22 protein-coding genes and 1 tRNA gene are annotated in these 21,806 nt (G+C 69.5%); 7 read left to right on the forward strand and 16 right to left on the reverse strand.

Going from position 1 to position 21,806, the window contains the following annotated elements:
- The first annotated feature begins 144 nt into the window (after positions 1-144).
- From AB0G28_RS26410 to AB0G28_RS26430, 5 genes are read left to right on the forward strand one after another with little or no spacing between them, the layout of a single operon-like run.
- The gene (locus AB0G28_RS26410) at positions 145-420 is read left to right on the forward strand and encodes a helix-turn-helix domain-containing protein (protein ID WP_361094250.1); all 276 of its coding nucleotides are present in this window, start codon (positions 145-147) and stop codon (positions 418-420) included.
- On the forward strand, positions 417-752 hold the full coding sequence (locus AB0G28_RS26415; RefSeq protein ID WP_361094253.1) for a WhiB family transcriptional regulator: 336 nt from the start codon (positions 417-419) through the stop codon (positions 750-752). The genes AB0G28_RS26410 and AB0G28_RS26415 overlap by 4 nt, the downstream gene beginning before the upstream one ends.
- On the forward strand, positions 749-1,081 hold the full coding sequence (locus AB0G28_RS26420; RefSeq protein ID WP_361094256.1) for a hypothetical protein: 333 nt from the start codon (positions 749-751) through the stop codon (positions 1,079-1,081). The genes AB0G28_RS26415 and AB0G28_RS26420 overlap by 4 nt, the downstream gene beginning before the upstream one ends.
- The gene (locus AB0G28_RS26425) at positions 1,078-1,938 is read left to right on the forward strand and encodes a hypothetical protein (protein ID WP_361094259.1); all 861 of its coding nucleotides are present in this window, start codon (positions 1,078-1,080) and stop codon (positions 1,936-1,938) included. The genes AB0G28_RS26420 and AB0G28_RS26425 overlap by 4 nt, the downstream gene beginning before the upstream one ends.
- Positions 1,935-4,130, forward strand: coding sequence for a cell division protein FtsK (locus AB0G28_RS26430; protein ID WP_361094262.1), 2,196 nt, complete (start codon positions 1,935-1,937; stop codon positions 4,128-4,130). The genes AB0G28_RS26425 and AB0G28_RS26430 overlap by 4 nt, the downstream gene beginning before the upstream one ends.
- Before the next feature lie 176 nt (positions 4,131-4,306).
- Here AB0G28_RS26430 and AB0G28_RS26435 read toward each other — a convergent pair whose 3' ends face one another.
- The 6 genes from AB0G28_RS26435 to AB0G28_RS26460 all read right to left on the reverse strand — a co-directional run bounded on the left by AB0G28_RS26435 (position 4,307) and on the right by AB0G28_RS26460 (position 6,647).
- Complete coding sequence (locus AB0G28_RS26435; RefSeq protein WP_361094265.1) at positions 4,307-4,669, reverse strand: transcriptional regulator; 363 nt, start codon at positions 4,667-4,669, stop codon at positions 4,307-4,309.
- 246 nt (positions 4,670-4,915) lie between these two features.
- Entirely contained in the window at positions 4,916-5,122 is a 207-nt protein-coding gene (locus AB0G28_RS26440; protein WP_361094268.1) for a hypothetical protein, read from the reverse strand.
- A gap of 255 nt (positions 5,123-5,377) precedes the next feature.
- Complete coding sequence (locus AB0G28_RS26445; protein ID WP_361094271.1) at positions 5,378-5,608, reverse strand: hypothetical protein; 231 nt, start codon at positions 5,606-5,608, stop codon at positions 5,378-5,380.
- Positions 5,595-5,942, reverse strand: coding sequence for a helix-turn-helix domain-containing protein (locus tag AB0G28_RS26450; protein WP_361094274.1), 348 nt, complete (start codon positions 5,940-5,942; stop codon positions 5,595-5,597). The genes AB0G28_RS26445 and AB0G28_RS26450 overlap by 14 nt, the downstream gene beginning before the upstream one ends.
- Positions 5,943-6,187: 245 nt before the next feature.
- Positions 6,188-6,376 (reverse strand): hypothetical protein, encoded by a 189-nt coding sequence (locus tag AB0G28_RS26455; RefSeq protein WP_361094277.1) that lies wholly within the window; start codon positions 6,374-6,376, stop codon positions 6,188-6,190.
- Positions 6,369-6,647 carry a hypothetical protein gene (locus AB0G28_RS26460; RefSeq protein WP_361094280.1) on the reverse strand — a complete coding sequence of 93 codons (279 nt, stop codon included), beginning with the start codon at positions 6,645-6,647 and terminating at the stop codon, positions 6,369-6,371. Before AB0G28_RS26460 ends, AB0G28_RS26455 begins: the two co-directional genes overlap by 8 nt.
- Before the next feature lie 540 nt (positions 6,648-7,187).
- Here AB0G28_RS26460 and AB0G28_RS26465 point away from each other — a divergent pair.
- Positions 7,188-7,883, forward strand: coding sequence for an NUDIX domain-containing protein (locus tag AB0G28_RS26465; protein WP_361094283.1), 696 nt, complete (start codon positions 7,188-7,190; stop codon positions 7,881-7,883).
- A gap of 334 nt (positions 7,884-8,217) precedes the next feature.
- On the opposite strand, the gene AB0G28_RS26470 is transcribed toward AB0G28_RS26465, so the two are convergent.
- Both AB0G28_RS26470 and AB0G28_RS26475 read right to left on the reverse strand, forming a co-directional pair.
- Complete coding sequence (locus tag AB0G28_RS26470) at positions 8,218-9,789, reverse strand: tyrosine-type recombinase/integrase (protein ID WP_361094286.1); 1,572 nt, start codon at positions 9,787-9,789, stop codon at positions 8,218-8,220.
- Between the two features lie 82 nt (positions 9,790-9,871).
- Positions 9,872-9,945, reverse strand: a tRNA-Thr gene (locus tag AB0G28_RS26475).
- Between the two features lie 134 nt (positions 9,946-10,079).
- On the opposite strand from AB0G28_RS26475, the gene AB0G28_RS26480 reads away from it, so the two are divergent.
- Complete coding sequence (locus AB0G28_RS26480; protein WP_361094289.1) at positions 10,080-11,744, forward strand: hypothetical protein; 1,665 nt, start codon at positions 10,080-10,082, stop codon at positions 11,742-11,744.
- A gap of 60 nt (positions 11,745-11,804) precedes the next feature.
- Here the strand turns inward: AB0G28_RS26480 and AB0G28_RS26485 are convergent, their stop codons facing one another.
- The 8 genes from AB0G28_RS26485 to topA all read right to left on the reverse strand — a co-directional run bounded on the left by AB0G28_RS26485 (position 11,805) and on the right by topA (position 21,692).
- Positions 11,805-13,010: a DNA polymerase III subunit delta' gene (locus tag AB0G28_RS26485; protein WP_361094292.1), complete on the reverse strand. Its 1,206-nt coding sequence runs from the start codon at positions 13,008-13,010 to the stop codon at positions 11,805-11,807.
- The gene (locus tag AB0G28_RS26490; RefSeq protein ID WP_361094295.1) at positions 13,007-15,136 is read right to left on the reverse strand and encodes a dTMP kinase; all 2,130 of its coding nucleotides are present in this window, start codon (positions 15,134-15,136) and stop codon (positions 13,007-13,009) included. The genes AB0G28_RS26485 and AB0G28_RS26490 overlap by 4 nt, the downstream gene beginning before the upstream one ends.
- A gap of 160 nt (positions 15,137-15,296) precedes the next feature.
- Positions 15,297-15,911 (reverse strand): hypothetical protein, encoded by a 615-nt coding sequence (locus AB0G28_RS26495; protein ID WP_361094298.1) that lies wholly within the window; start codon positions 15,909-15,911, stop codon positions 15,297-15,299.
- A gap of 242 nt (positions 15,912-16,153) precedes the next feature.
- On the reverse strand, positions 16,154-16,945 hold the full coding sequence (locus tag AB0G28_RS26500) for a hypothetical protein (protein WP_361094301.1): 792 nt from the start codon (positions 16,943-16,945) through the stop codon (positions 16,154-16,156).
- Complete coding sequence (locus AB0G28_RS26505) at positions 16,938-17,216, reverse strand: hypothetical protein (protein WP_361094304.1); 279 nt, start codon at positions 17,214-17,216, stop codon at positions 16,938-16,940. Before AB0G28_RS26505 ends, AB0G28_RS26500 begins: the two co-directional genes overlap by 8 nt.
- Positions 17,209-18,000 carry an ESX secretion-associated protein EspG gene (locus AB0G28_RS26510; RefSeq protein ID WP_361094307.1) on the reverse strand — a complete coding sequence of 264 codons (792 nt, stop codon included), beginning with the start codon at positions 17,998-18,000 and terminating at the stop codon, positions 17,209-17,211. The genes AB0G28_RS26505 and AB0G28_RS26510 overlap by 8 nt, the downstream gene beginning before the upstream one ends.
- 85 nt (positions 18,001-18,085) lie before the next feature.
- Positions 18,086-18,694 (reverse strand): hypothetical protein, encoded by a 609-nt coding sequence (locus tag AB0G28_RS26515; protein WP_361094310.1) that lies wholly within the window; start codon positions 18,692-18,694, stop codon positions 18,086-18,088.
- Positions 18,695-18,812: 118 nt separating this feature from the next.
- Complete coding sequence (gene topA, locus AB0G28_RS26520) at positions 18,813-21,692, reverse strand: type I DNA topoisomerase (protein WP_361094313.1); 2,880 nt, start codon at positions 21,690-21,692, stop codon at positions 18,813-18,815.
- Between the last annotated feature and the right edge of the window lie 114 nt (positions 21,693-21,806).

Below are 21,806 nucleotides of genomic sequence, written 5' to 3' on the forward strand. Positions count from 1 at the left end.
TTGACGGCGAGACTAGCGCGGCTCGCGATTCCGCGGCCCACTCTCCGCGCCCGCGCGGACACATTCGGATCTTTTTAGCCTTCGCGGGATTAAATCATCCCGCTTTTAAGGATTAAATAAGTCTTTCTAGTAAAGGGTCTACTCATGGATACCAATCAGAACGTCGGCCTGACGTTCTACACAGTCGGGGAAGTGGCGCGCATGTTGCGCGTCAACCCGGTGACGCTGTACCGCGCCATCCGGGACGACGCCTTCCCCGCCGTCCGCATCCGCACTCGCTACGTCGTGCCCGCCGCCGCCCTCAACGAGCTGATCGCCGAGGTCACCGCCTCGGGAGGCTGCATCGATCTCGCCGAATTGATCGCCAAGCGCCGGATGGAGCGCGAGGCCAATCGGCTGACCGGGGGTGCGTCGTGGTGAGCCGAGACGCCTACGAGGAGATTGCCGACCGGCTCGACCGGTACGCCACCGTTCCAACCGACGTCCTGGCCGAAGTCGTGACCAGGGACGGTCTGTGCTTCTGGGCGTTCGACCGTTCGGAGATGCCGGAACTGACCGGAGTGGACGCACCGGACCGGGAGCTGGCGGCCGCCATGTGCGCTGGGTGCCCCGTGATCGACGAGTGCCTTGAACTCGAACTGAGGTCGGCCGGTGCCGACACGGTCGGGGTCTGGGGCGCGCTCGCCGACACGGACCGCCGGGCCGTTCACCAGGTCTGGCAGATGCGCCGCGAGGGAGGCGAGCAGCGATGACGGTCAACCTGACGCCTACTCAGATCCTGGCCGGGGTCGGTGTCCTGCTCGCCTTGTTCGTGGTCTGGCGGTTCGGCGCGCGCAAGGCGCGCCGCGCCGCCGAGACGGCCCGCGCGTCGGCGCGGGTGGTTTCGCTGGCCGGACGCGTTCTGCTCATGAGCGCCTCGTTCGTCGGGGTCCAGTGGCTGGTGATCACGCACCCGGGCAATCCGACGCTGCTGCTCGTGGTGCTCGGCGTGCCGGACCTCATCGCGGCTCACGTGCTCACCCGAGCCTTGACGGTCACGTCGCTCGACGCGACCAGGCACAGGGGCGGTGGCCGGCGATGAACGAGCTGCTGAACCGAGTCGACGGGTTGGAAGGGGTGGCCGTCTCCGGGCGGCCACCCGCCCCGACCCGGGCACAGCGCCTCGCCCGTGACGCGGCCGACGCGGCGGAGGTTCGCCGGTGGCAGGATCACCCCGACGTGATCGCTCTGCGGGTCGAGCGTGTCCGGACGCAGGTGGACCGGCTGTGCTGGGCGGGGATCATGCTCGGCCTGGCGTTCACGATGGCCAACGTGCAGTGGTTCGCCGCTGCGGGTTCGGTCCCGTGGTCGCTGCCGTGGCTCGCCGCATGGTTGCTTGACCCCACAGTGTCGCTGGTCCTACTGGCGATCCTGCGGGCCGAGCAGGTCACCGCGCGGTACCAGGTGCACACGGGCCGGTGGGTTCGTGCGGCGAAGTGGCTCGCACTCGGCGCCACGTACGTCATGAACACGTGGGCGTCGTTTGCGGCCGGTTCACTGTCCGGGGTGGTTCTGCACTCGGTGCCGCCCCTGATCGTGTTCGCCGCCGCCGAAGCGATCACGGATCTCCGGGACAAGCTCACCGAGGCCATGAACGTGGCGTTCACGCACGCCACTGAGCAGGCTGAGCCGCGCGACGCATATGAAGACGTTCACGGGTCGAAACCGAGCAAGCCGCGAGCAACCCGCCGCGCGACGTCGGCGCGGCGCAAGTTGTTCGCCGACTACCTCGGCGACGCGAAGCAAGCGTGGACACCCGACGTCGTGGTCACGCCTGCATGGATTCGCGAGGTCACCGGCTGCTCGCGGGGGCTATCGCCCCGCTTGGCAACCGCACTCGCGGACGAACTCGGCAACACGCCGGACACGGCTCCGCATGGAGAGGAGGACCAGTCATGAACGCCGCCGACAACCCCGTGGACACGGACACGCTGCCGGCGCGCGTGGGTTCACGAGATGTCGAGCATGTCGGGCCGGTGCTGGACGGCGAGCTTATTGACGACACGTTGCCGCAGCCGCGCCGCCGGACCGTGCGACGCCGGTTCGCGCGGTGGTGGCAACACTCACCTCGGGTGCCCTCGTGGCTCAAGAGCAAGCCGCAAGCGGTACAGGCCGCGAAGGACGCTGTGGCGTGGCTGCTGAGGTCGCCGTTCCGATTCCTCGGCACCGTGGTTCGCGGCCTCGTGGTCGGTACGCGGTGGTGGCGTCGGTGGGTCACGGTGCTCGATTACCGGACGGCCGCCGAAGAGTCGGACAAGCTCGCCGACAAGTTCACCGAGATCCGTGAACTCACCCTCTTCCGCTGGAAGGTCACGGGCGCGGTGCTCGCGATCGTCGCCGTGGCGGTCGCAGTGGTGGATCTCGTGTACGGCAGCGATCCACTTTGGGTCGCCGGGGCCGCCGCATCGGTGGCCCTGGCGATCCTGGGTCGCCGCAAGGACGGCAGCCCGGGGCGTTCGCCGGCGCTCGCCGGGCCGCGCACCCTGCGGTGGACGATGGACCCGCAGATCCTCGTGGACGCGTTCCGGGACGCGAAGCTGATCGGCAAGGATGAATCCTTGCGGCTGGTCGAGCGGGCGACCAGGGTCGGTGAGGGGTGGGCGATCACCGTCGATCTCCCGGCGACCCGCAAGGCCGCCGATGTCGTCAAGAACCGGGACGCGCTCGCCTCCGCGCTGGCGGTCGATGAGGTGCAGCTCATCGTGGAACGCGTGCGCGGTAGCGGCGGCCATGCCGGACGGGTGTCGATGTGGGTGGCCGATGAGGACCCCTACAGCGCGCCACCGTTGCCGACGCCGTTGCTCGGGGTGACGCGGTGGGATGCGTGGCGTCCGGTCCCGTTCGGACGGGACGCGCGGGACCGGCGGATTGACCTGCCGCTGGTGTGGACGTCGCTGCTCGTGGGTGCGATTCCTCGGCAGGGTAAGACGTTCGCGGCACGGCTCGCGGCGGCCGGGCTCATCCTGGACGCATGGGTGCGGCTGTACGTCGCGGACTTTAAGGCGGGCAAGGACTGGGACGCGGCCGGCCAGGTGGCGCACCGGTTCATGTCCGGCGACGAGACCGAACACGTCCTAGCCCTAGTGGACTGGCTCGTCGAGCTGGTCGCCGAGGTGCAGGGCCGGTTCCGGCGGATGCGTGAGCTGGACGACCTGACGTGCCCGGAGTCGAAGGTCACGCCGGAGATGTCGCGGGACACTGCGCTGAACATGCCGATTACGGCGATCTTCATCGATGAGGTGCAGGTGCCCTTGGAGAATCGAACACCCGTCGTGGTGCAAGGGAAGAAGGTGACTGCGGGCGAGTACGTCGGCGAGCTGCTGACGTGGCTTGCGAAGAAGGGACCGGCGGCCGGCATCGTGCTCGTCCTCGCCACACAGCGGCCGGACTCCAAGACCATCCCGTCTGGACTGCGGGCCGTGCTCGGGTCGCGGTTCGCGCTGCGGGTGATGGACTGGCGCGACTCCAACATCGTGTTGGGCGAGCAGATGAACACCCGAGGGTTCGACTCCTCGCGGCTGCTGCCTTCGCACAAGGGTGTGGGCATCCTGCGGCCGGACGGCGACACGGCGGCCGGGGCTGACGTGCTCGCCATGACCGTCCGAACGTACTACATGCCGAACGATGACTGGCAGACCATCTGCCAGCAGGGCCGGGCACTCCGGGAGGCAGCCGGGACGCTCACCGGGCATGCGGCCGGGCAGGACACTATGCCGACGCTCGATCACGCGGCCGTCGCGCGCACCATCGGCGCGGGCAGCGGCACGCCGACGACGCCGGAACCGGCCGAGCCGGTCGAGTTGCCCCAACCGCTCGCGTCCGTCGTCGACTACCTCGGCGACGACCTCGAAGAGGGCGGCAGGGAGTTCGTCCCCACGGCCGAGCTGGTCGGCGCGCTCGACGTCGAGCCAACCGCGTTCGGACGGCAGATGGGCGACTACGGGTGTCGTTCGGAGCGCTACCGCGTGCCGGGCGAGGACGGGAAGACACGGCAGATACGCGGCTACTTCACGGCCGACATCCGTACCGCCGTCGAAGCCGTCGCCAGCAGCCCGACCGACGCGGATGGGCTCGACGGAGACGACCCGTAACCCGTCACAACCCGTCTCACGTACCCGTCCCGCCGTCACATGCGGCGTGACGGGTACCAACCCTCGCCTACCAGGGGATACGTCGTCTGTGACGGGTGAGACGGGTTCGCCGAATCCCGTCTCACCCGTCCCAAAACGGCCGTCCGGGGCCGGATTCGAGACGCGTCCGGCAGGCATCACACGTCGTCGACCCGAGGGTGGTTGACCAGCTCCACCGTCTTGGACACCACGTCTTGCAGGACTTCCAGATGGCGGACCAAGCGATCGCGACCGTCAGGTGTGAGCCGGACCCATGTGCATCGCCCGCGAGCGCACTGCGTCCGCACATAGCCCGCCATGTGGAGCTTCGTGAGTTGCCGACACAGCCCGAAGTCGGTCAGTCCGAGCGCGTCACGGACGACCACGAACCGCCACCAACGCATGTCGACGAGCAAGGTCACGATGAACAGCCGAGCGGGCGCGTACAGCACAGGGTCAAGATTCCGGCTGAGGCTCGCGATGGTGTCTGGGCGCCTGTCGTATCGCATCGCGGCGATCACTCCTCTTCGCTTCGTCGCGAACAGACCGTGAGGCTATGCACGCTGGTTAGGCAGCAGCGGCGGGAAACCCCTCGGGCGGTGTCCGTAGAGCCAGGTCCGGAAGCCCGGGCGCTGGTGTAGACGGTGAGCTTGACGCCCGGGTACTGAGCGGCGGCGCGGCTACACGTGCCGACCGGTTGCGGGACGCCGTTCACGGAGGCGACGGCGGGGCCACCGGACTCACCCGGGCCGGGGTCATGCGGATTTTCAGCACGCGGAATCACCGCCAGAACCGAGATCCAGTCGGTCGGCCAACGTCGCGGCTCGAATCGCCGTGATCATTGACAGCATGTTCAGCGTGCCGAAGGCCATGGCCAGCTCGACGGCGACGACGTGCGGAGGCGGGTCCTTCTGAAGGACACCCTTCGCGTGCTTGGCGAGTGTGTTCGCCGCGGACCGGATGCCGTCGAGCACGTTCGCGTCGGTGGGCTCGGCAGCTCGGGCGGCTCGGTCAGCTCAGCGAACACGTCACGAGTCGTCTTCTCGACCGCGTCCACGTCCACGGAGCTGAGTCGTCGTGAGATGGCAGCCACCAACGCGAACAGTGCATCGGAGAGCTGGCGCAATCGAGCAACGAACATGGCGCTGTCGGGCGGGGTCCGCGCCAACACGTCGACGACGCGGCGGCAATCTTCCGCGGTGACGATGACCCGTTCGAGCAGCTGGCGATCATCCTCGTGCAACAGGACTCCCCGGTTTCCACGGATGCACAGCGTTCAGAGCGGCAGCCCGTGCGCGCATCTGGTCGGCGGCGTCCCAGTACGCCCGCACCAGCACCAGCAGGGCCCCGGCGAACTCGACCTGCCCTATCTCGCCGCCCTCGGCCTGCCCGATCAGGCGATTGGTGCGCTCCACGACCGTGCCGAGGGTCGTGAGCAGCTCCCGGTCACGTGCGTCCATCGCGACCCGCCTTCGTCGACGGGCGCAGCGTGACGCCGTGGCTGAGTAGCAGCTCCCGTACCCGCTTGAAGTACAAGCCGTGCCGTTTGGCGAGGGTTAGGATGCTCGCCCCGTCGGCGTACTCCTGGGCCAACTGGGCAACCGGCACGCTGCACGGTCGCTTCGGGGGGCGGCCCCGCAGCTCCACACCCTCGGCGAGCAGCTGACGACGTATCCACGAGTAGGTCCACCCCGTTTGTTCCTCTAGCACGCGGATGGACACGCCGGCGTTGTACGCGGCAACCAGGTAGGCCGTGCTCCTTGGTTCAAGTAGTGAGGGGTTACCTTCGGACATCGCGAGTCACCATCTCGACCAGGTTGCCGACGAACTCACCGGCGTCCGGCGTGCCCGATCGGGGGTGCGGGACGCTCGCACAATCGTGTGCGAGGCACGCCGGGCACACCGTCGCAGTGCTGGTTCCGAGCAGGGCAGTCAGAGCGGACACGATGACAGCGCACCCGTTTGCGATGATTCTCAATCTCCTCTTTCCTTTGTGTACCAACAACTCCGAGCCTCATGCTCGGAGGCCGAGCCCGGCGCTAGCGCCACCGGTCCGGGAGCGGGCGCGGGGTACCGAAGCGGGGCCAGTAGGCATTCACGACGCGGTGCGCAGCCGCCCAGTCCCCGGCGGTCAGCGGCTGGCCGATCTCACGTTCCCGCGACAGCTGCTCAAAGTCCTCGTCAACCGTTGCGTCGGGGGTGGTCTCCTCCGCCACGTCGTCACTCATCGGTGGTCGCACCCGTCCTGTCCTCCGGCTCTGGCGAGCCAGCGGGCAACTTCGACGCCGGGGTCGGTGTCCGGCGCAAACACGACTCGCACGGCATCCCCTGCGGACGGTCGAGCAGTTCAAGCTCCCCCAGGCCGAACGACGCGGCGCAGAACGCCGTCAGCCTCTCCGGCACCTTGTCCCCGGTCGGGACCTCGAACACGTGCACTACCCGGCGCGACTCGCCGACCGTTCCCGGAAGCGGACGCCCGAACAACAGCCAGACCGTCACTGGGCACACCGCAGCGCATGGCGACCAGCGGGAACGGATGCGATCGCGGCGCTACCCGCCCCCGCCGGAACCGGGGTCCGGCCGACGACGGCCGGAGTGCATGAGCGCCGGAACAGCCGACGCCAGACGCCAGGCTTCCGATGCCGACGCGACGCAATCCGCTCGGACGCATCCCGCAGCGTGGCCCGAGCGGCTAAGAAGGCGCGGCATCGCGCGCACGGGGTACCGGGAGGTACGAGGAGCGAAGCGACGTCGAGGACATGCCCGCAGACCGCCTCATATCGGCCGTCCTGTGCTTGCGTTCCGGCTAGGAACTGTTCGTCGGTCACCGCGTGATCGCGACCGTCGACAACGCATCGATGCCAAGTCAGGTACAACCCGGCGACCTTCCCCGGCCGTTCGTAGCTCACCCGCACGCCTTCCAGACTGGGTCAAAATTGACCTTCATGACAGAATGAAATGAGTCTCTGGTGAGTGCGGGCCACGGACCAGGACATGCGAACGACTTACGGACGCCATACGCACGACGAGGAGCGCACGATGCAGGACATGGACGGGGAACAGCCGGCACCCCGAACGCTGCTCGAACAACTGATCTGGGAACGACGGCAGACCTTCGAGGAATTCGCCGAGTTCGCCGAGAAGTTCGCCCGTGAGCATGACGAGCCCGGCACACTGAGCGTTCGGCACCTCGGACGACTCGTCGCCGGTGCTCATCCGGACGGCAGGCCGCTCGGCGCCGTCCGTCCGGCTACCGCCCGCCTCTTGGAACGCATTTTCGGCCTCAGCATCGATGAGCTACTTGCGCCGCTCGACCGGCCGACCGGAACGACGTTTCAGCCGCTGCGAGTCGCGGTAGCCGTCGTGGTCCGGGACTCAGAAGTGCTGATCGTCTGCCGACGGTCCGAGGACGCGAATGGCATTTCGTGGCAGTTCCCGGCCGGAGTCATCAAGCCGGGTGGACGCCCATCAGTGGTCGCTGTTCGCGAGACGCTCGCCGAAACGGACGTCCATTGCGTCGTGACGCGCAAGCTCGGCACTCGGCTGCACCCGACGACCGGCGTGCTCTGCGAGTACGTCCTGTGCGACTACGTGGCTGGCGAAGCGCGCAACGCGGACGTGGTCGAGAATGTCGCGGCGATCTGGGTGGACCGGGCAGATCTGACGCGCTTCGTTCCTGCCGCTCAGGTCTTCGGACCGGTCCTCCGCGCAGTCGCCCCCGAAGGCGCCATGTAGGCGACTGCTCTACATCCGCTAAGTTGTATGGGAGCGTCACCGCTACTCGACCGTGAAAAGATCACAACTGAAAAGCTGCACCTTTTGCGCTCAGTTATGGCGCGATCACACTTCGACCCGTCACCATTGGCCGGTGACCGGCGAAGTTGTGGCGACTGCGATGAGCGGGCTCGTAGGGACGACCTTGGTCGTCCGGTACGTGACCCAGTTGATCATCGTTCTCTGGTCACTCCGCGCGGACGAAGCCGGGCGCAAACACGCGATCCGACTCCTCGAACTACTTCACGGCAAGAAAGCCCAACGTTAGCGGTCGCCGGAGCGCCCCTGAGCGGAGTTACTTTCCGCGCCGCTCGCGCAAGCCGACTACCTTCGCCGGTTCGCCATCGGCGGCCGCGGCCGGGTCGACGACCACAGCGCGCTTGCCCCGGCTCACGCTCACCAACCCGGCGGCCCTGAGTTGCGCTATGGCGCGCTGAGCCGTCCCGAATGACACTTCGTACCGCTTCGCCAGGTCGACGACCGTGGGGAGCTGCTGACCGGGCGCGAGCACGCCGGACACGATCGCCCCCTGAAGATCCTTCGCGATGCGCTTGTAAGGGCTCTCGTCCTCAGGCGCGGCAACCAGTGCGACTGGTGCGAGCTTCCCTTGCGCGCTGAGCGCGACGGGCAGGTCAGGCAGCCGCCCGGCGAGCGTGCCAGACGCGCGGTCGTCAGCTTCGGCAACCCAAGCGCTATAGACGCGTAGCGTCGTCGTGCCGCCGCCACCGTGGCCGAGACGACCGGCGACCGTTCGGATATCGGTCCCGGCGGCGATCAGCTCCGTTGCCGAGTAATGCCGAAGCTGGTGAATGTTCATGTCCCACCCGAGGCGCGCGCACATCCGGGCGTACCGCTGGCTCACCGAGTCAGGCTTGAGCCAAGTACTGCCGTCCGGCTTGAGCGAGAAGATGCGCGCCGCAGCCGGCATGGTCTTCAGCCCGGCGCGCTCCGCGCAGTGTTCGCGATACGAGCGCAACAGGGCCACCGTGCGCTCGTCGAGCGAGATGCGACGCTGCTGGTGCGTCTTGGTCTCCTTCTCCCACGTCTTGGCACCCGACTGGGCAATGCTGCTCCGAATGGTCAGGACGCGGGTCGAGAAGTCGAGCCGATCCCACGCGAGCGCGCACAGTTCACCCCGGCGTGCGCCGGTGATGAACGCGAGCCAAATGAGCATTCCCCAGTCGAGATCCTGCCATGCTTCGGTGGCGATCCGCGCTGCCTGCTCCAAAGATGGCGGCTGCGGGTTCGACTGGGCGCCCGGAAGCGGCTCAGCCAAGTCGAACGGGTTGACACCGATCCAGCCCCAACGCTTCGCGCGCTTACCAGCACCGGAGAGCACTGCCTGAATCTTGCGAAGAGACCCGTCACCGAGCCCCTTGCACACGTGAGGTCGGCATTTGTCGGTGCACTGGTGTTCGCCCTGCTTGCGGTGCTCCACAAACTTGCGCCCCCCACAATGCGCGCGGCAGGTTCGGAGCACCGAATAGAAGGAGTCCAGGATGTGCCCGTCGATCTTGCCCAGCTGCTGCTCACCGAGCAGCGGACGAATGTGGTTCCGGGTGACCGACTGGTACCCCTCCATCGTCTTCGGCTCGACCTTGAGCAACTCGAAGTGCTTGTCCAGGAGCTGATTGACCGTCGCCCGCGTCTTCGAAGCGCGCCGCTCATCGAGCTGGTTAAGGAGCTTCGTCCGAACCTTCTCAGCCTCGGCAGCCGCGTCCGGCCCGGCGGGAACTACCTCGGTCAGGTGGTGTTCCTTCTTGGTTACCGGATCGATACCGGCCTTGATCCTCACTCGCAGTGACCCGCTGGGCAGGGTCTCGATCATGCCGCGAGAGCGCCGCTTGGGCTTGGATGAGGTGGCCATGGACCGGATCGTACGCGCGTTCGGTCCACAAATGGGTCCATGCGGTACCCCCGAACCCGTCCGGGGGTACCGCTGACCTGCGAGCCGCCTGGGGGAATCGAACCCCCGACCTATTCATTACGAGTGAATCGCTCTGGCCGACTGAGCTAAGGCGGCATGTCTCCGGCTCGCGCTGGCGACATCGACAAGTGTAGCGGAGGCTGTTCGCGTCACTTTCCGGGGGGACCGTCGTTAGGGCCCTATGACGTCGGTCTCACTCCCCGGTCGACCCTGTCTGGAGGCTCTGGCACATGCGGCGAAGACTGCCCCGTTCGGTGGCCCTGCCCGCGGCCGCGGCGTTGCTCCTGCTCAGCGGGGCTCCCGCGCAGGCTGATCCCGCCTACCCGACGACGCCGATTCCGCAGCCGGCGAATCCGGGGCAGGCGCCCATCTCCGCGCCGGTCGGGCCGCAGCCGCTCGGGCAGGCCGTCGGGGATGCCGGGACCGCGCTCGGGATCATCCGGCTGCTGCCCAACGCCGTGCCGACGAGCACCATCCTGCCGGGGTTCGGGCAGACGCTGCCGAAGCAGTCCGCGCTCGAGGCGGGCATGGGCCTGTCGAGCGCGTCGGCCAACTCCGATGCCTACCTGAGCTACGAGAAAGCCATCGCGCAGGCGTCGCCGTTCGGGTTGTCGGTGGGCGGGAACGCGCCGCAGACGCCGGGCAGCGTCGTGCAGACCGCGTTGCCGGACAACCCGCAGCCGATCAGTGGTGGGCTCAACGCGCCGTCGAACCCGCTGCTCAACGTCGGGCTGCTCAACGGGAGCGCGCACGCGCGGTGGAGCCCGACGCTCGGCCCGTGCGTCGACACCATCGCCGACGCCAGCACTTCGGTGGCGAGCCTGTCGCTGCTGAACGTCATCCCGTCGATGCCGAACCTCGGCTTGGACGCCCTCAAGCCGAAGCTCGACCCCAGCGCGCTGGCGAGCGGGTTCGACCTCACCAAGGGCCTGCAGAGCCTCGGTGGCCTGCTGCAAGGCGGCGGCCAGACCGCGGCGAACGGCACCGGGTCGCTGCTGAGCCTGCCGAACACGCTGTCGTCGCGGTCGCAGGTCAAGCTGGTCGACCTGCCCGGCTCGAAGAACAAGGCCGTGCAGGCGACGTCGACGCTGCAGGCCGCGGACATCGAGATCCTCAAGGGCACGCCGCTGGCGCTGAGCGTCAAGGTGGCCAGCCAGCCGACGCTCAAGGTGACCTCCACCGGTGACGCGAAAACGTCCAAAGTGGAGTACACCGCGCCGGTGCTGACCATCGGGGCCGGCGGCAAGGTGCTGTACACGCTGGATGCCGCGCACCCGACCAAGGACATCCCGATCGGGCTGCCGTTGAAGGGGCTGAGCGACCAGTTCGGCCAGGTCAGCGATATCCCGGTGGTCGGCGGGCTGGTCTCGACGCTCACCAAGGGCGTCCAGCAGGTCGGCGACACCACGGGCACCGTTCTCGACCTCGGTGTGCTGCGGCTGAGCATCGCCGGGCTCGACCAGAAGTCCGCGAACATGACCACGCCGTTCAAGGGCTTCCAGCTCGGCGCTTCGGCACGGATGTTCGACCTGCAGCTGCTGCCGACGACCAAGCTCAAGAGCCTGCTGCCGGACGACCAGGCGAAGAACCTGCCGTCGTCGCTGGCCCAGCTGTCGCTCGGCGAGCAGGTCGCGCGGGCCTACGCGCCGACCGGCGGGGTCATCTGCGGGACCACGTCGACGCCGCCCGCCGGCGGCGAGGCGCCCAAGGGACCGGTGAAGAACCTCGCCTACACCGGCGGCGCCTACGACACCGTGCCGCTGTTCTGGACCGGTACCGCGATGCTGCTGCTCGGCGTGGTCATGGTGGCCGCGATGCCGGGCGGACGACGCCGACCGCTCGCCGTCGCCGTCGAGGAGAAGCCGTTCAAGCCCTCACCTCGTCCGCGCGAGTGATCCGAGGGGTGTGAAGGAACCCGCCAGGTGCTCCTGGCGGGTTCCTTTGCGTTCAGCGTCTCAACCTTGGCGAAGCGTCGTGACCATCGCCTCGACGGCGATGCGCGGCTTCACGTTCAGGTCGATCGCCTCGCGGCATTCCAGCACCGCTTCGAGGCGGCGAAGCGTCGATTCCGGCGTCCACGCCTGCGCTGCTTCGCGGATCTGGTCGGCGTGGTCCGGATGGTTGAGCGACGCTCCGGAGCGGGTTCCCGTCACCAGGACGTCGCGGTAGAAGCCGGCGAGGTCGACCAGCGCGAGGTCGAGCGTGTCGCGCTGGGTCCGGGTGGCGCGGGACTTCTGCTTCTTCTCCAGCTGCTTCACGGCGGCTTCGGCGGCCCGCTTCGCCCCGGCGACGCCTTTGCCGACGCCGTCGCCGCCCATCGCGGTGCGCAGCTCGTTGCGCTCGTCCTCGTCGCGGGCCTTGCTCGCCTCGCCCGCGTCGGCCTCGGCCGCGCTGATCAGCTGGTCGGCGCACGTGAAGACGTCACTGGCCCGGCGGAGGCCGAGCGGGATCCGCAGCACGGTGGCCCGGCGCTGCCGCGCGGCCTCGTCGGTGGCGAGCCGGCGCGCCCGGCCGACGTGGCCGCCGCACACCGAAGCGGCCCACTGCGCGCGTTCCGGGTCGACGCCGTCGCGGCGCACCAGGACGTCCGCGATCGCCTCCGCCGGCGGCGTCCGCAGCGTCACCAGGCGGCAGCGCGAACGGATCGTCACCGAGACGTCCTCGGGGTGGTCGGACGGCGCGCAGAGCAGGAACACCGTGCGGTCCGGCGGCTCCTCGACGGCCTTCAGCAGGGCGTTCGACGCGCCTTCGGTGAGCCGGTCCGCGTCTTCGATGATCACGACCTGCCAGTTGCCGGTGGTCGGGCGGCGCGCGGCGGCCTGCACCAGCGCGCGCATCTCGGCGACCGAAATCGACAGGCCTTCGGGTACCACCAGCCGGACGTCGGCGTGAGTGCCCGCCATCGTCGTGTGGCAGCCGGGACAGGCGTCGCAGCCCGTGCCGGTGCTGCACTGCAGGGCGGCGGCGAACGTCCGCGCGGCCACCGAACGGCCCGACCCGGGCGGACCGGTGAGCAGCCAGGCGTGCGTCATCGCGCCGGGCGGCGCCGGCTCGCCGGCGATGATCTTCGCGGCGGCCGACGCGGCCGCGCTCAGCGTTTCGACCGCGGGCTCCTGGCCGACCAGCTGGTTCCAGACGCCGATGCGTTCGGTCGTCGTCACTTCGCCTCCACGCGAGGCTCTTCCGGGGTCTCGACGGGCAGGGTCGTGTCGATGTCGACGTCGAGCGGCAGGGTCACCGGCTTTTCCGTCGTCGGCGCCAGCGAAGCCAGGCGGCCGACGAACACGGCACGCAGCGCGGTCCGGATGCGCTCGGCGACCTCGGCGTCGGTGCCGTCGGCGTCGATCACGACGTAGCGGTCCGGGTCGGCCGCGGCCATCTCGGTGAGCAGGTGCTGGACGCGCCACTGGTCGTTGAGCCTGGCCGACCTGTCCCGCGGCGCCCCGTGCGGGGCGGCGTCCAGCAGGACGGTCAGGTCCGGGCGCAGCCGCCCGGTCGCCCAGTCGGCGAGGCCCTCGAGCTCGTCGCTGTCGAGGCCCGCGACGGCGGACAGGTGCGCCAGGGGCGAGTCGACGAACCGTTCCATCACGACCACCGAACCGGCGTCGAGCGCCGGCTGGACGTGCCGCTCCACGATGTCGGCCCGCACCGCGGCGGCGGCCAGCGCCAGGGCGCGCGCCCCGGTCAGCGAGGCGCCGGAGACCAGCGCGGTGAGCCGCTGGTCGTCGAGCGCCGGGTCGGCGGCCACGACGACCGGGCGGGTACCGCCGCGCAGCCAGTCGGCGAGGTTGACGGCCTGGATCGCGGTGTTGATCGCGGTCGTGCCCTCGACGGCGATGAGGTAGCCGTTGACGCGCCGTGGCGTGCGGCGCAGCGCGTTGCGCAGGTCGGCGAGGATCGGTTCGGTGCGCTTGTCGTCCATCTGCCGGTAGGCGAACAGCCCGGCGACCAGCGCGATCACGGCCCCGCCGAGCATCACCGGGCGCGTGCCGTCGATGCTGAGCTCGCTGCCCCAGACGGTGATGTTGCGCTGGTGCACCAGGCCGACCAGCAGCGGCACGGTGACGGTGGTGCCGAACAGCACCAGCTTCATCATCAGCTGGTAGATCGCGTTGATCCGGCCGCGGATGGCGTCCTCGACGCGCGAGCCGATGATCGTGACACCGGTGAGGAACGCCGTCCCCGCCCAGATGCCGACGAAGAACACGGCGATCAGCGAGATCGTCAGGTGCGGCGACAGCGCCACCACCGTCAGCGAGACCGCGGCGGCGACGATGGAGATGCCGAACAACCGGTCGTGCGCGAGCCGCCGGGCGAGCTTCGGCGCGGTGGCCATGCCGGTGGCCAGCCCGAGGAAGACGGCCAGCACCAGCAGGTTGAACGCCGAGTCGCCGGCCAGGAGGCTCGAGGAGTACGGCTTGGCGGAACCGATCACGGCGCCACCCGCGGCGAACGCGCCGAACGCACCCACCAGCAGGCCGCGGACGAGCGGCGTGCTGCGGATGAACCGGAAGCCGTCGGCGATCATCTGGCCGATGCCGAACTTCTCCTCGTCGGCCGGCTTGATCTTCTGCTCCGGCAGCGCGTGGACGTTGCGCAGCGAAAGCTCGGGGATCCGGGTGGCGATGAGGATCGCACTGGCCAGGTAGAGCAGGCCGGTGATGATGACGACGAGCTTCGCGATGCTGAGGCTCGCGTCGTCGTTGGGGAAGAAGTGGAACGTCGTGTTGAAGCCGGTGATGATCGCGTTCGCCCCGGCCGCGGTGATGACGGCGAGGCCGTAGGTCATCACCATGCCGAGCTGGTTGGCCGTCTCGACCTGGTCGGGACGGCGGAGCAGGTTGGGGACCGCCGCCTCTTTCGACGGGATCCACATGCTCGACGCGCTGCCGACCAGGAAGTTGCCGACGAGCAGCCACCACGGTGCGCTGACGATGGCGATGGACAGCAGGAACCCGCACCGCAGCAGGTCGGCGACGACCATGACCTTGCGGCGGTCGAACCGGTCCGCGAGCAGCCCGCCGACCGGGGCGAACAGCAGCCCCGGGGCCAGGCCGGTCAGCACGACGCCGACGAACGCGAAGTTCTGCGCGAAGTAGTTGTCCGTGAGCTTCGTGGCCAGGCCGGTGAGGGCCAGGATGTTCAGCCAGTCGGCCACGCTGCACAGGTACGTGACGCCCCAGAGCCGCCGGAAAGGTTTGATCGCCAGTACCCGCCGGACCCGGTTGATCGTGGACGCCTCGGCGCCCGACGACGCACCCGGGCCGGCCCCGGCTACCGATCGCACGCCCTCGCTGATACGCCCATCCCCTTAGTCACCGCGGCGCCGGACGCTCCCGTTTTCTTCAATGGAGGTCGTCCGACCGTGAAGCCAGGGTAGCCCGATCGGCCCCTGGCGCGCGGCACGGCCCCGTGGTGCGGGGTAGGCGGTGAACAGCCGGCGGACGTTAGTCGAACAGCCCCGTCACGCTGCTGACCAGGCTGGACACCATCTCGATGGCGACGAAACCGAACACGATCAGCAGCACCACCGCCAGCATGACACCAGCGGCGCTCGACGACGGCCGGTTGAACGCGGGCATCGACACCGAGGGCATCTTCGGCAGCTTCCGCCGCCGGACGGGCACGACTTCGAGGTCTTCGGCGTCCTCCTCGGACGGCACCTCCGGCCGGACGGCCCGCAGCAGCTGCGGTGGCCGGGTCGGCCACGTGCGCTGCCGGTTCCGCTGCCGGGGCAGCACGCCCAGCGGTGGCGCGACGGTCTCGCCCACCGAGGTCAAGGTGCCCGCCGGCGGGATGGCCTCCGGGGCCTTGGCCCCTTCGTCCCGCAGCGTCTCTTCGACCATCCGGCGCACGGCCTCTTCGTCGGGCTGCACGGGTCCGGCCACCGGGATGGCGGCGGGCTCGTGGCCGTTCGGGACCGCGACGCCCGGCTCGGGTGCCGCGGTGACCAGTCCGGAGACCGGGTCCGCGAACGTCTCGCCGGGCACTGCGGACAGAGTGCCGTCGCGCTGAGTGAGTTCGGGGGCATTGAAGAAGGGAGCCTCACCGTTCGCGCTCATGGTGACCACCTCACTACTGAATGTCCTCGCCTTTCCAGGGTAGCGACGATGGCGGATAACGCATCCGCCCAATGGCTCTGTCTCCAGTGGAGAGTCGGTCACGCAGCGCAAGCCCGTGCCCGGACCCCTGCAGTGTCCAGCCCGCGAGTGGCCGGGTCGACCGCCGATGGTGACGGATCGTAGTGAGTCCGGTCACACTGGCGGCCACCACACCTCGCCGCCCTGCCGTCAGGCCGCTGTGGTCAGGGCATCTCCTCCTGCCCGAGGTCGATCATCTTCCGGCACCAGTCGCGGAGCATGCCGCGGCTGAACGGGCTCAGGACCAGCTGACGCCGGCCGTCGCCACGGTCGAGCGCCGCCAGGGCGAAGCGACCGAGGTCCGTGTCGACCAGCACGAAGCCGTGGTCGGGGAACTCCGCACACAGGCCGCCGAACGCGAGCATGTCCAGCACCGCGGTGCCCGAGCGCGGCCGGGCCAGCAGTTCCCGCATCGCGCCCACGTCGTCGTCCTGGCCGTCGCGGACCAGGCCGTCGTCGTCCACCGACACCCAGATCGCCCGGGGCGAGGCGCCGAAGGGGACCTCCGGCAGCTCCGCCACCAGCATCTCCGGCAGCTCCTCGAAGTCGGCGAGGTGGATCGCCGTGCGACCGGGCAGCGAGCCCATCATGAAGGCCCGCTCGCCGTCGGCGTAGCACCGGATGTCCGCCATCTCCGGCCCTCCGTCGAACACGCCGCACAGCGCCGCCCGGACCGAACCGCGCAGCATCAGCGACACCACCTCGAAGCCGACCTCGTTGAGCTCGCCGTCCTCGCCGAACGGCGTGCCGTCGATCCAGGCCGCCCACGCCATGTGCCGCTCGACCTCGGCGACCAGGTCCGCCGGGTCGTCGGAGACCGGGCCGTGCACCAGGATCTCGTGGTCGCTGACGTCCGGGTTGTACAGCCGGTCGACCGGCTCGCGGTCCGGCATCGCCGCCAGCACCGGCCAGGCCGCCAGCTCCAGCAGCTCCCGGGCCGCAGTCCGTTCAGCCATGACTGCGCACCACCTCCCCTGCCACGCCGTTCCGCCCGGCCGCCGCGCGACCGTGGTCATCGCGGCAGACCGGCTCGGCCTCTCGCGCCGGCCCACCCTCGGCCGGAGCGGCCGCGGACGAGCCATCCGTCGCCCGCTGGTCCGGCACCCCGCTGTTCAGTTCCGCCGCCTCGAGGATGGCTTCGCCCACCGTGAGGCCCATCGGCGCCGGGGCGACCTCCGGCTCCTGGGGCACCGGCCCCGCCGGCTGATGAGCGTTGTACTCACGCATGACTCTGCACCGCCTCGACGATCCACTGCTCGGCCGTGCTCCGCGACGCCGGACCCCACGTGACCGTCCAGCGCCCGCTCCGCGCCACGGCCGCACTGAACTGGTACCGGCCGAGGTCGTTGTCCACCAGCCCGAACGCGCCGTGCGGGTACTCGGCCAGGATCGCGTCGCGCACCGCCAGGTCGACCAGCACCGTGCCCAGCCGCGGCCGCGCCGCGCACGCCCGGATCTGCTCGACCGCCCGCGCACACCGGCGCGGGATCAGCCCGCGCTCGTCGGTCTCGATGCGCAGGTGCTCTCCCGGCCCCGGCGGCCGGTCGGGCAGCCCGTCGAACACCCAGCCCGGCAGCTCGCTGAGGAACCCGGACCGCAGCCGGGCGCGGTTGCCCAGCTTGTGCAGGACCGTGGTGTAGTCCTCGTCGCCGAAGAACCGCACCTCCCACGGCTTGGCCCGGGCGGGGAAGACCCCGGTGACCACGCCGCGGATGAAGCCACCGCGCAGCGCCCGGTAGAGCCCGACGGCCTCGGCCGTGACCTCGCCGCCCGGGGCGAGGCCGATGGCGGCCATCCCGGCGACGAACCGCGTGTACTGCTCCACCTCGTCCGCGAGGCTCGACGCGGGCGAAGAGCGACGGCCCGGCAGCGGCGAGGTGTCCGCCAGCACCGGCGGGATCTCGAACTCGGGGTCGTAGAACTCCATCACGGAGGGCCGCTCCGGCACCTCGGCCGACAGCGGGGCGATGACCTCGTCGATGACGTCGAAGACGGCGACTGCGTTGCTCACCCTTCGATTGAACACCCTGGCACCGACAATTTCTCGCACATTTGTTCGAGTGGGTGACATCGTTCGGTGAACGGTCGGCGGCGGCTCAACCATGGTCCGGCACCCGCCCCTCGACGAAGTCGGCCAGCCGTTCCACGCTTCCGGGCAGCCACCAGAACCGGCGGTGGCCGCCCCGGCGTCTGCCGAGTGCCGCCAGGTGCCGGCCGCGGTCGTCGTCGACGAACGCGAGCATCTCCCACGGCCGCCGCTCGCCGTCGCGGACGACGTCCAACTGGACGGTGCCGAGCCGGGTCCGCCGCAGGTCGTCCATCAGGTCGAGGACAAGACACTCCTGCTCGGGCTCCAGCACCCCGCGCTCGTCGGCGTCGAGGTAAAGCCCCTCGCCCGGCACCGGCGGGAGAGGAGGCAGCCGGGTGAGCGCCAGCCGGAGCAGCTCGGCGACCGAGCCCGGCGAAGGCCCGGACAGCCGCAGGCCGTCCCCGGCGATGCCGAAGCCAGCCCGATCGTCGAAGAACGCCGAGGTCCACGGCTCTTCGGCCATCGCGACGGCCACGCCGCAGACGCCGCCGCTGCCGAGGAAGCCCGGGAGGGAATCCATCAGGTCCGTGGCGGTGGAGCTGCCGGCGGCCGCCGCCCGGACCGGCTTCAGGATCTTCGTGGTCACCGTGTGCACGGTGCGTGGTGTTTTGGTCACGCGTCCATGGAACCCGGCACCACCGACAATTTTCCGAACATCCGTTCGAGGTGTCACTCGAAAGTGTGGCCGGACGCGCTGAAGGCCCCTGGCGAACCAGGGGCCTTCGGCAGCGGTCTTACTTGGCCTTCGTCGCGGTCGAGCTGCGCTTCGTCCCGGTGGACTTCGCGGCCGCGGCCTTGGCGGTCTTGCTCGTGCCCGCCTTGACCGTCTTCGCCGTCGTCGAAGCCGGCTTGCGCGCCGGCGCCTTCCGCTTCGGCGCCGGGCCCTTGGCCCGCTTCTCCGCCAGCAGCTCGGCCGCCCGTTCCGCGGTCAACGACTCGATTTCGTCGCCCTTCCGCAGCGTCGCGTTGTACTCGCCGTCGGTCACGTACGGGCCGAACCGGCCGTCCTTGACCACCATCGGCTTGCCCGAAACCGGGTCCTCGCCGAGCTCCTTGAGCGGCGGCTTGGCCGTGGCGGACCGCCCACGCTGCTTCGGCTCCGAGTAGATCTTCAGCGCTTCTTCGAGGGTGATCGAGAAGAGCTGGTCCTCGGTCGAGAGCGAACGCGAGTCCGTGCCCTTCTTCAGGTACGGCCCGTAGCGCCCGTTCTGCGCGGTGATCTCGTCCCCGGACTCCGGGTCCTTGCCGACCACGCGAGGCAGCGAAAGCAGCTTCAGCGCGTCGTCCAGCGTGATGGTCTCGATGTCCATCGACTTGAACAGCGACCCCGTACGCGGCTTCGGCGCTTTCGCCTTCAACGCCTTCTTCTGCGCGGCCGTGGCGTCTTCGGGGATCTCGATCTCCGGCAGCACCTCGGTCACGTACGGCCCGAAACGGCCTTCCTTCGCGACGATCTCGTGCCCGCTCACCGGGTCGGTGCCCAGCACGCGGCCCTCCTGCGGGGTCGCGAACAACTTCTCTGCGATCTCCTGCGTGAGCTCGTCCGGCGGCAGGTCCTCCGGCAGGTTCGCGCGCTGCGAGTTCCCGTCGACCTCGCGCTCCAGGTACGGCCCGTAGCGGCCGACGCGGACCACGACGGTGTGCCCGTTCTCGTCGCTGAACAGGGGGATCGAGTTGATCTCCCGCGCGTCGATGTCCTCGACACTGCCTTCGACGAGCTTCTTCAGCCCGCCCAGGCGGCCGATCGAGCCGTCGACGCCCATGTCGCCACCGAAGTAGAACTTCGACAGCCACTGCGCGCGCTGCTCGTCACCGGCCGCGATGCGGTCGAGCTCGTCCTCCATGCCGGCCGTGAAGTCATAGTCGACGAGCCGCTCGAAGTGCCGTTCCATCAGGCCGATCACGGCGAACGCGACCCACGACGGAACGAGCGCGGAGCCCTTCTTCCAGACGTAGCCGCGGTCCTGGATGGTCTTGATGATCGAGGCGTACGTCGACGGGCGGCCGATGCCCAGCTCTTCGAGCTTGCTGACCAGGCTCGGTTCCGAGTACCGCGCCGGCGGCGACGTGGTGTGGCCGTCCGGGTTCAGCTCCGACGCCGTCAGCGCCTGGTCCTTCTCCAGCACCGGCAGGCGGCTCTGCTTGTCGTCGGCCTCGCCACCGGTCTCGGTGTCGACCGCCTCGACGTAGGCCTTCAGGAAGCCCGCGAAGGTGATCGTGCGACCCGAAGCGGCGAAGGTGCACTCCTCGCCCGAGGTCGCGTTGCCGACGATGCGCACGGACATCGTGGTGCCCTTGGCGTCCGCCATCTGCGACGCGATCGTGCGCTGCCAGATCATCTCGTAGAGCCGGAACTCGTCGGTGTCCAGCTCGCCCGCGACCTGGCCCGGCGTCCGGAAGACCTCGCCGGACGGCCGGATCGCCTCGTGGGCCTCCTGCGCGTTCTTGACCTTGCGCGTGTACTGGCGCGGCGACGGCGAGACGTACTCCTTGCCGTACAGCTGCGTGGCCTGGCTGCGCGCGGCCGAGATCGCCGACTCCGACAGCGTCGTGGAGTCGGTACGCATATAGGTGATGTAGCCGTTCTCGTACAGCTTCTGCGCGATCCGCATCGTGCGCTCCGAGGTGAACCGCATCTTGCGGCCCGCCTCCTGCTGCAGCGTCGACGTCATGAAGGGCGCGTACGGCTTCCGCGTGTACGGCTTCTCCTCGACGCTCGCGACCTTGAAGTCACGCTGCTTCAGCGCTTCGGCCAGGCGCCGGGCGTCGGCCTCGGCCAGCACGCGGACCTCGGTGTTCGACGCCTTGAGCTGCCCGTCCGAGCCGAAGTCGCGGCCGGTGGCCAGGCGCGCGCCGTCGACGGCGACCAGGCGCGCCGGGAAGTTCCGCGGCGATGCGTCCTCGCCGGCGTCCATCGTCGCCGAGATGTCCCAGTACGACGCCGAGGTGAAGCGCATGCGCTCGCGCTCCCGCTCGACCACGATCCGGGTCGCCACCGACTGCACACGGCCCGCCGAGAGCTTCGGCATGACCTTCTTCCACAGCACCGGCGAGACCTCGTAGCCGTAGAGGCGGTCGAGGATGCGGCGGGTCTCCTGGGCGTCGACGAGGTCGGCGTCCAGCTCACGCGTCGAGTCGGCGGCCGCGCGGATGGCCTGCTCGGTGACCTCGTGGAAGACCATCCGGCGGACCGGGACCTTCGGCTTGAGCGTCTCGAGGAGGTGCCACGCGATGGCCTCGCCCTCGCGGTCGGGGTCCGTGGCGAGGTAGAGCTCGTCGACGTCCTTCAGCAGGCCCTTCAGCTCGGTGACCTTGGACTTCTTGTCCGGGGTGACCACGTAGAGGGCCTTGAAGCCGTTGTCGACGTCGACGCCGAGCCGTGCCCACGACTCGCCCTTGTACTGGGCGGGCACGTCGGCGGCACCGCGCGGCAGGTCGCGGATGTGCCCGACGGAGGACTCGACGACGTAACCGCCGCCGAGGTAGGGCGCGATCTTGCGGGCCTTCGTCGGCGACTCGACGATGACCAGCCGCCGGTGCCCGGCGCCGTTGTCCGCCGAGGCTCCGTTCTTCTTGGTCCGTGCTCCTGCCACGCTGTCCTGCTCTCCGCTCATCTCGTCCCGCCGCCGCGGGACTGCACCACGTCCCCGCCGGGGGCCGCGTCTCGACCTGCCAGTGTGCACGCTCTCCCGGCCCGGACGGCGCGGAGGTGGCCCAACACGCCGCCG

Source organism: Amycolatopsis sp. NPDC021455, assembly GCF_040640995.1.
Taxonomy (GTDB): domain Bacteria; phylum Actinomycetota; class Actinomycetes; order Mycobacteriales; family Pseudonocardiaceae; genus Amycolatopsis.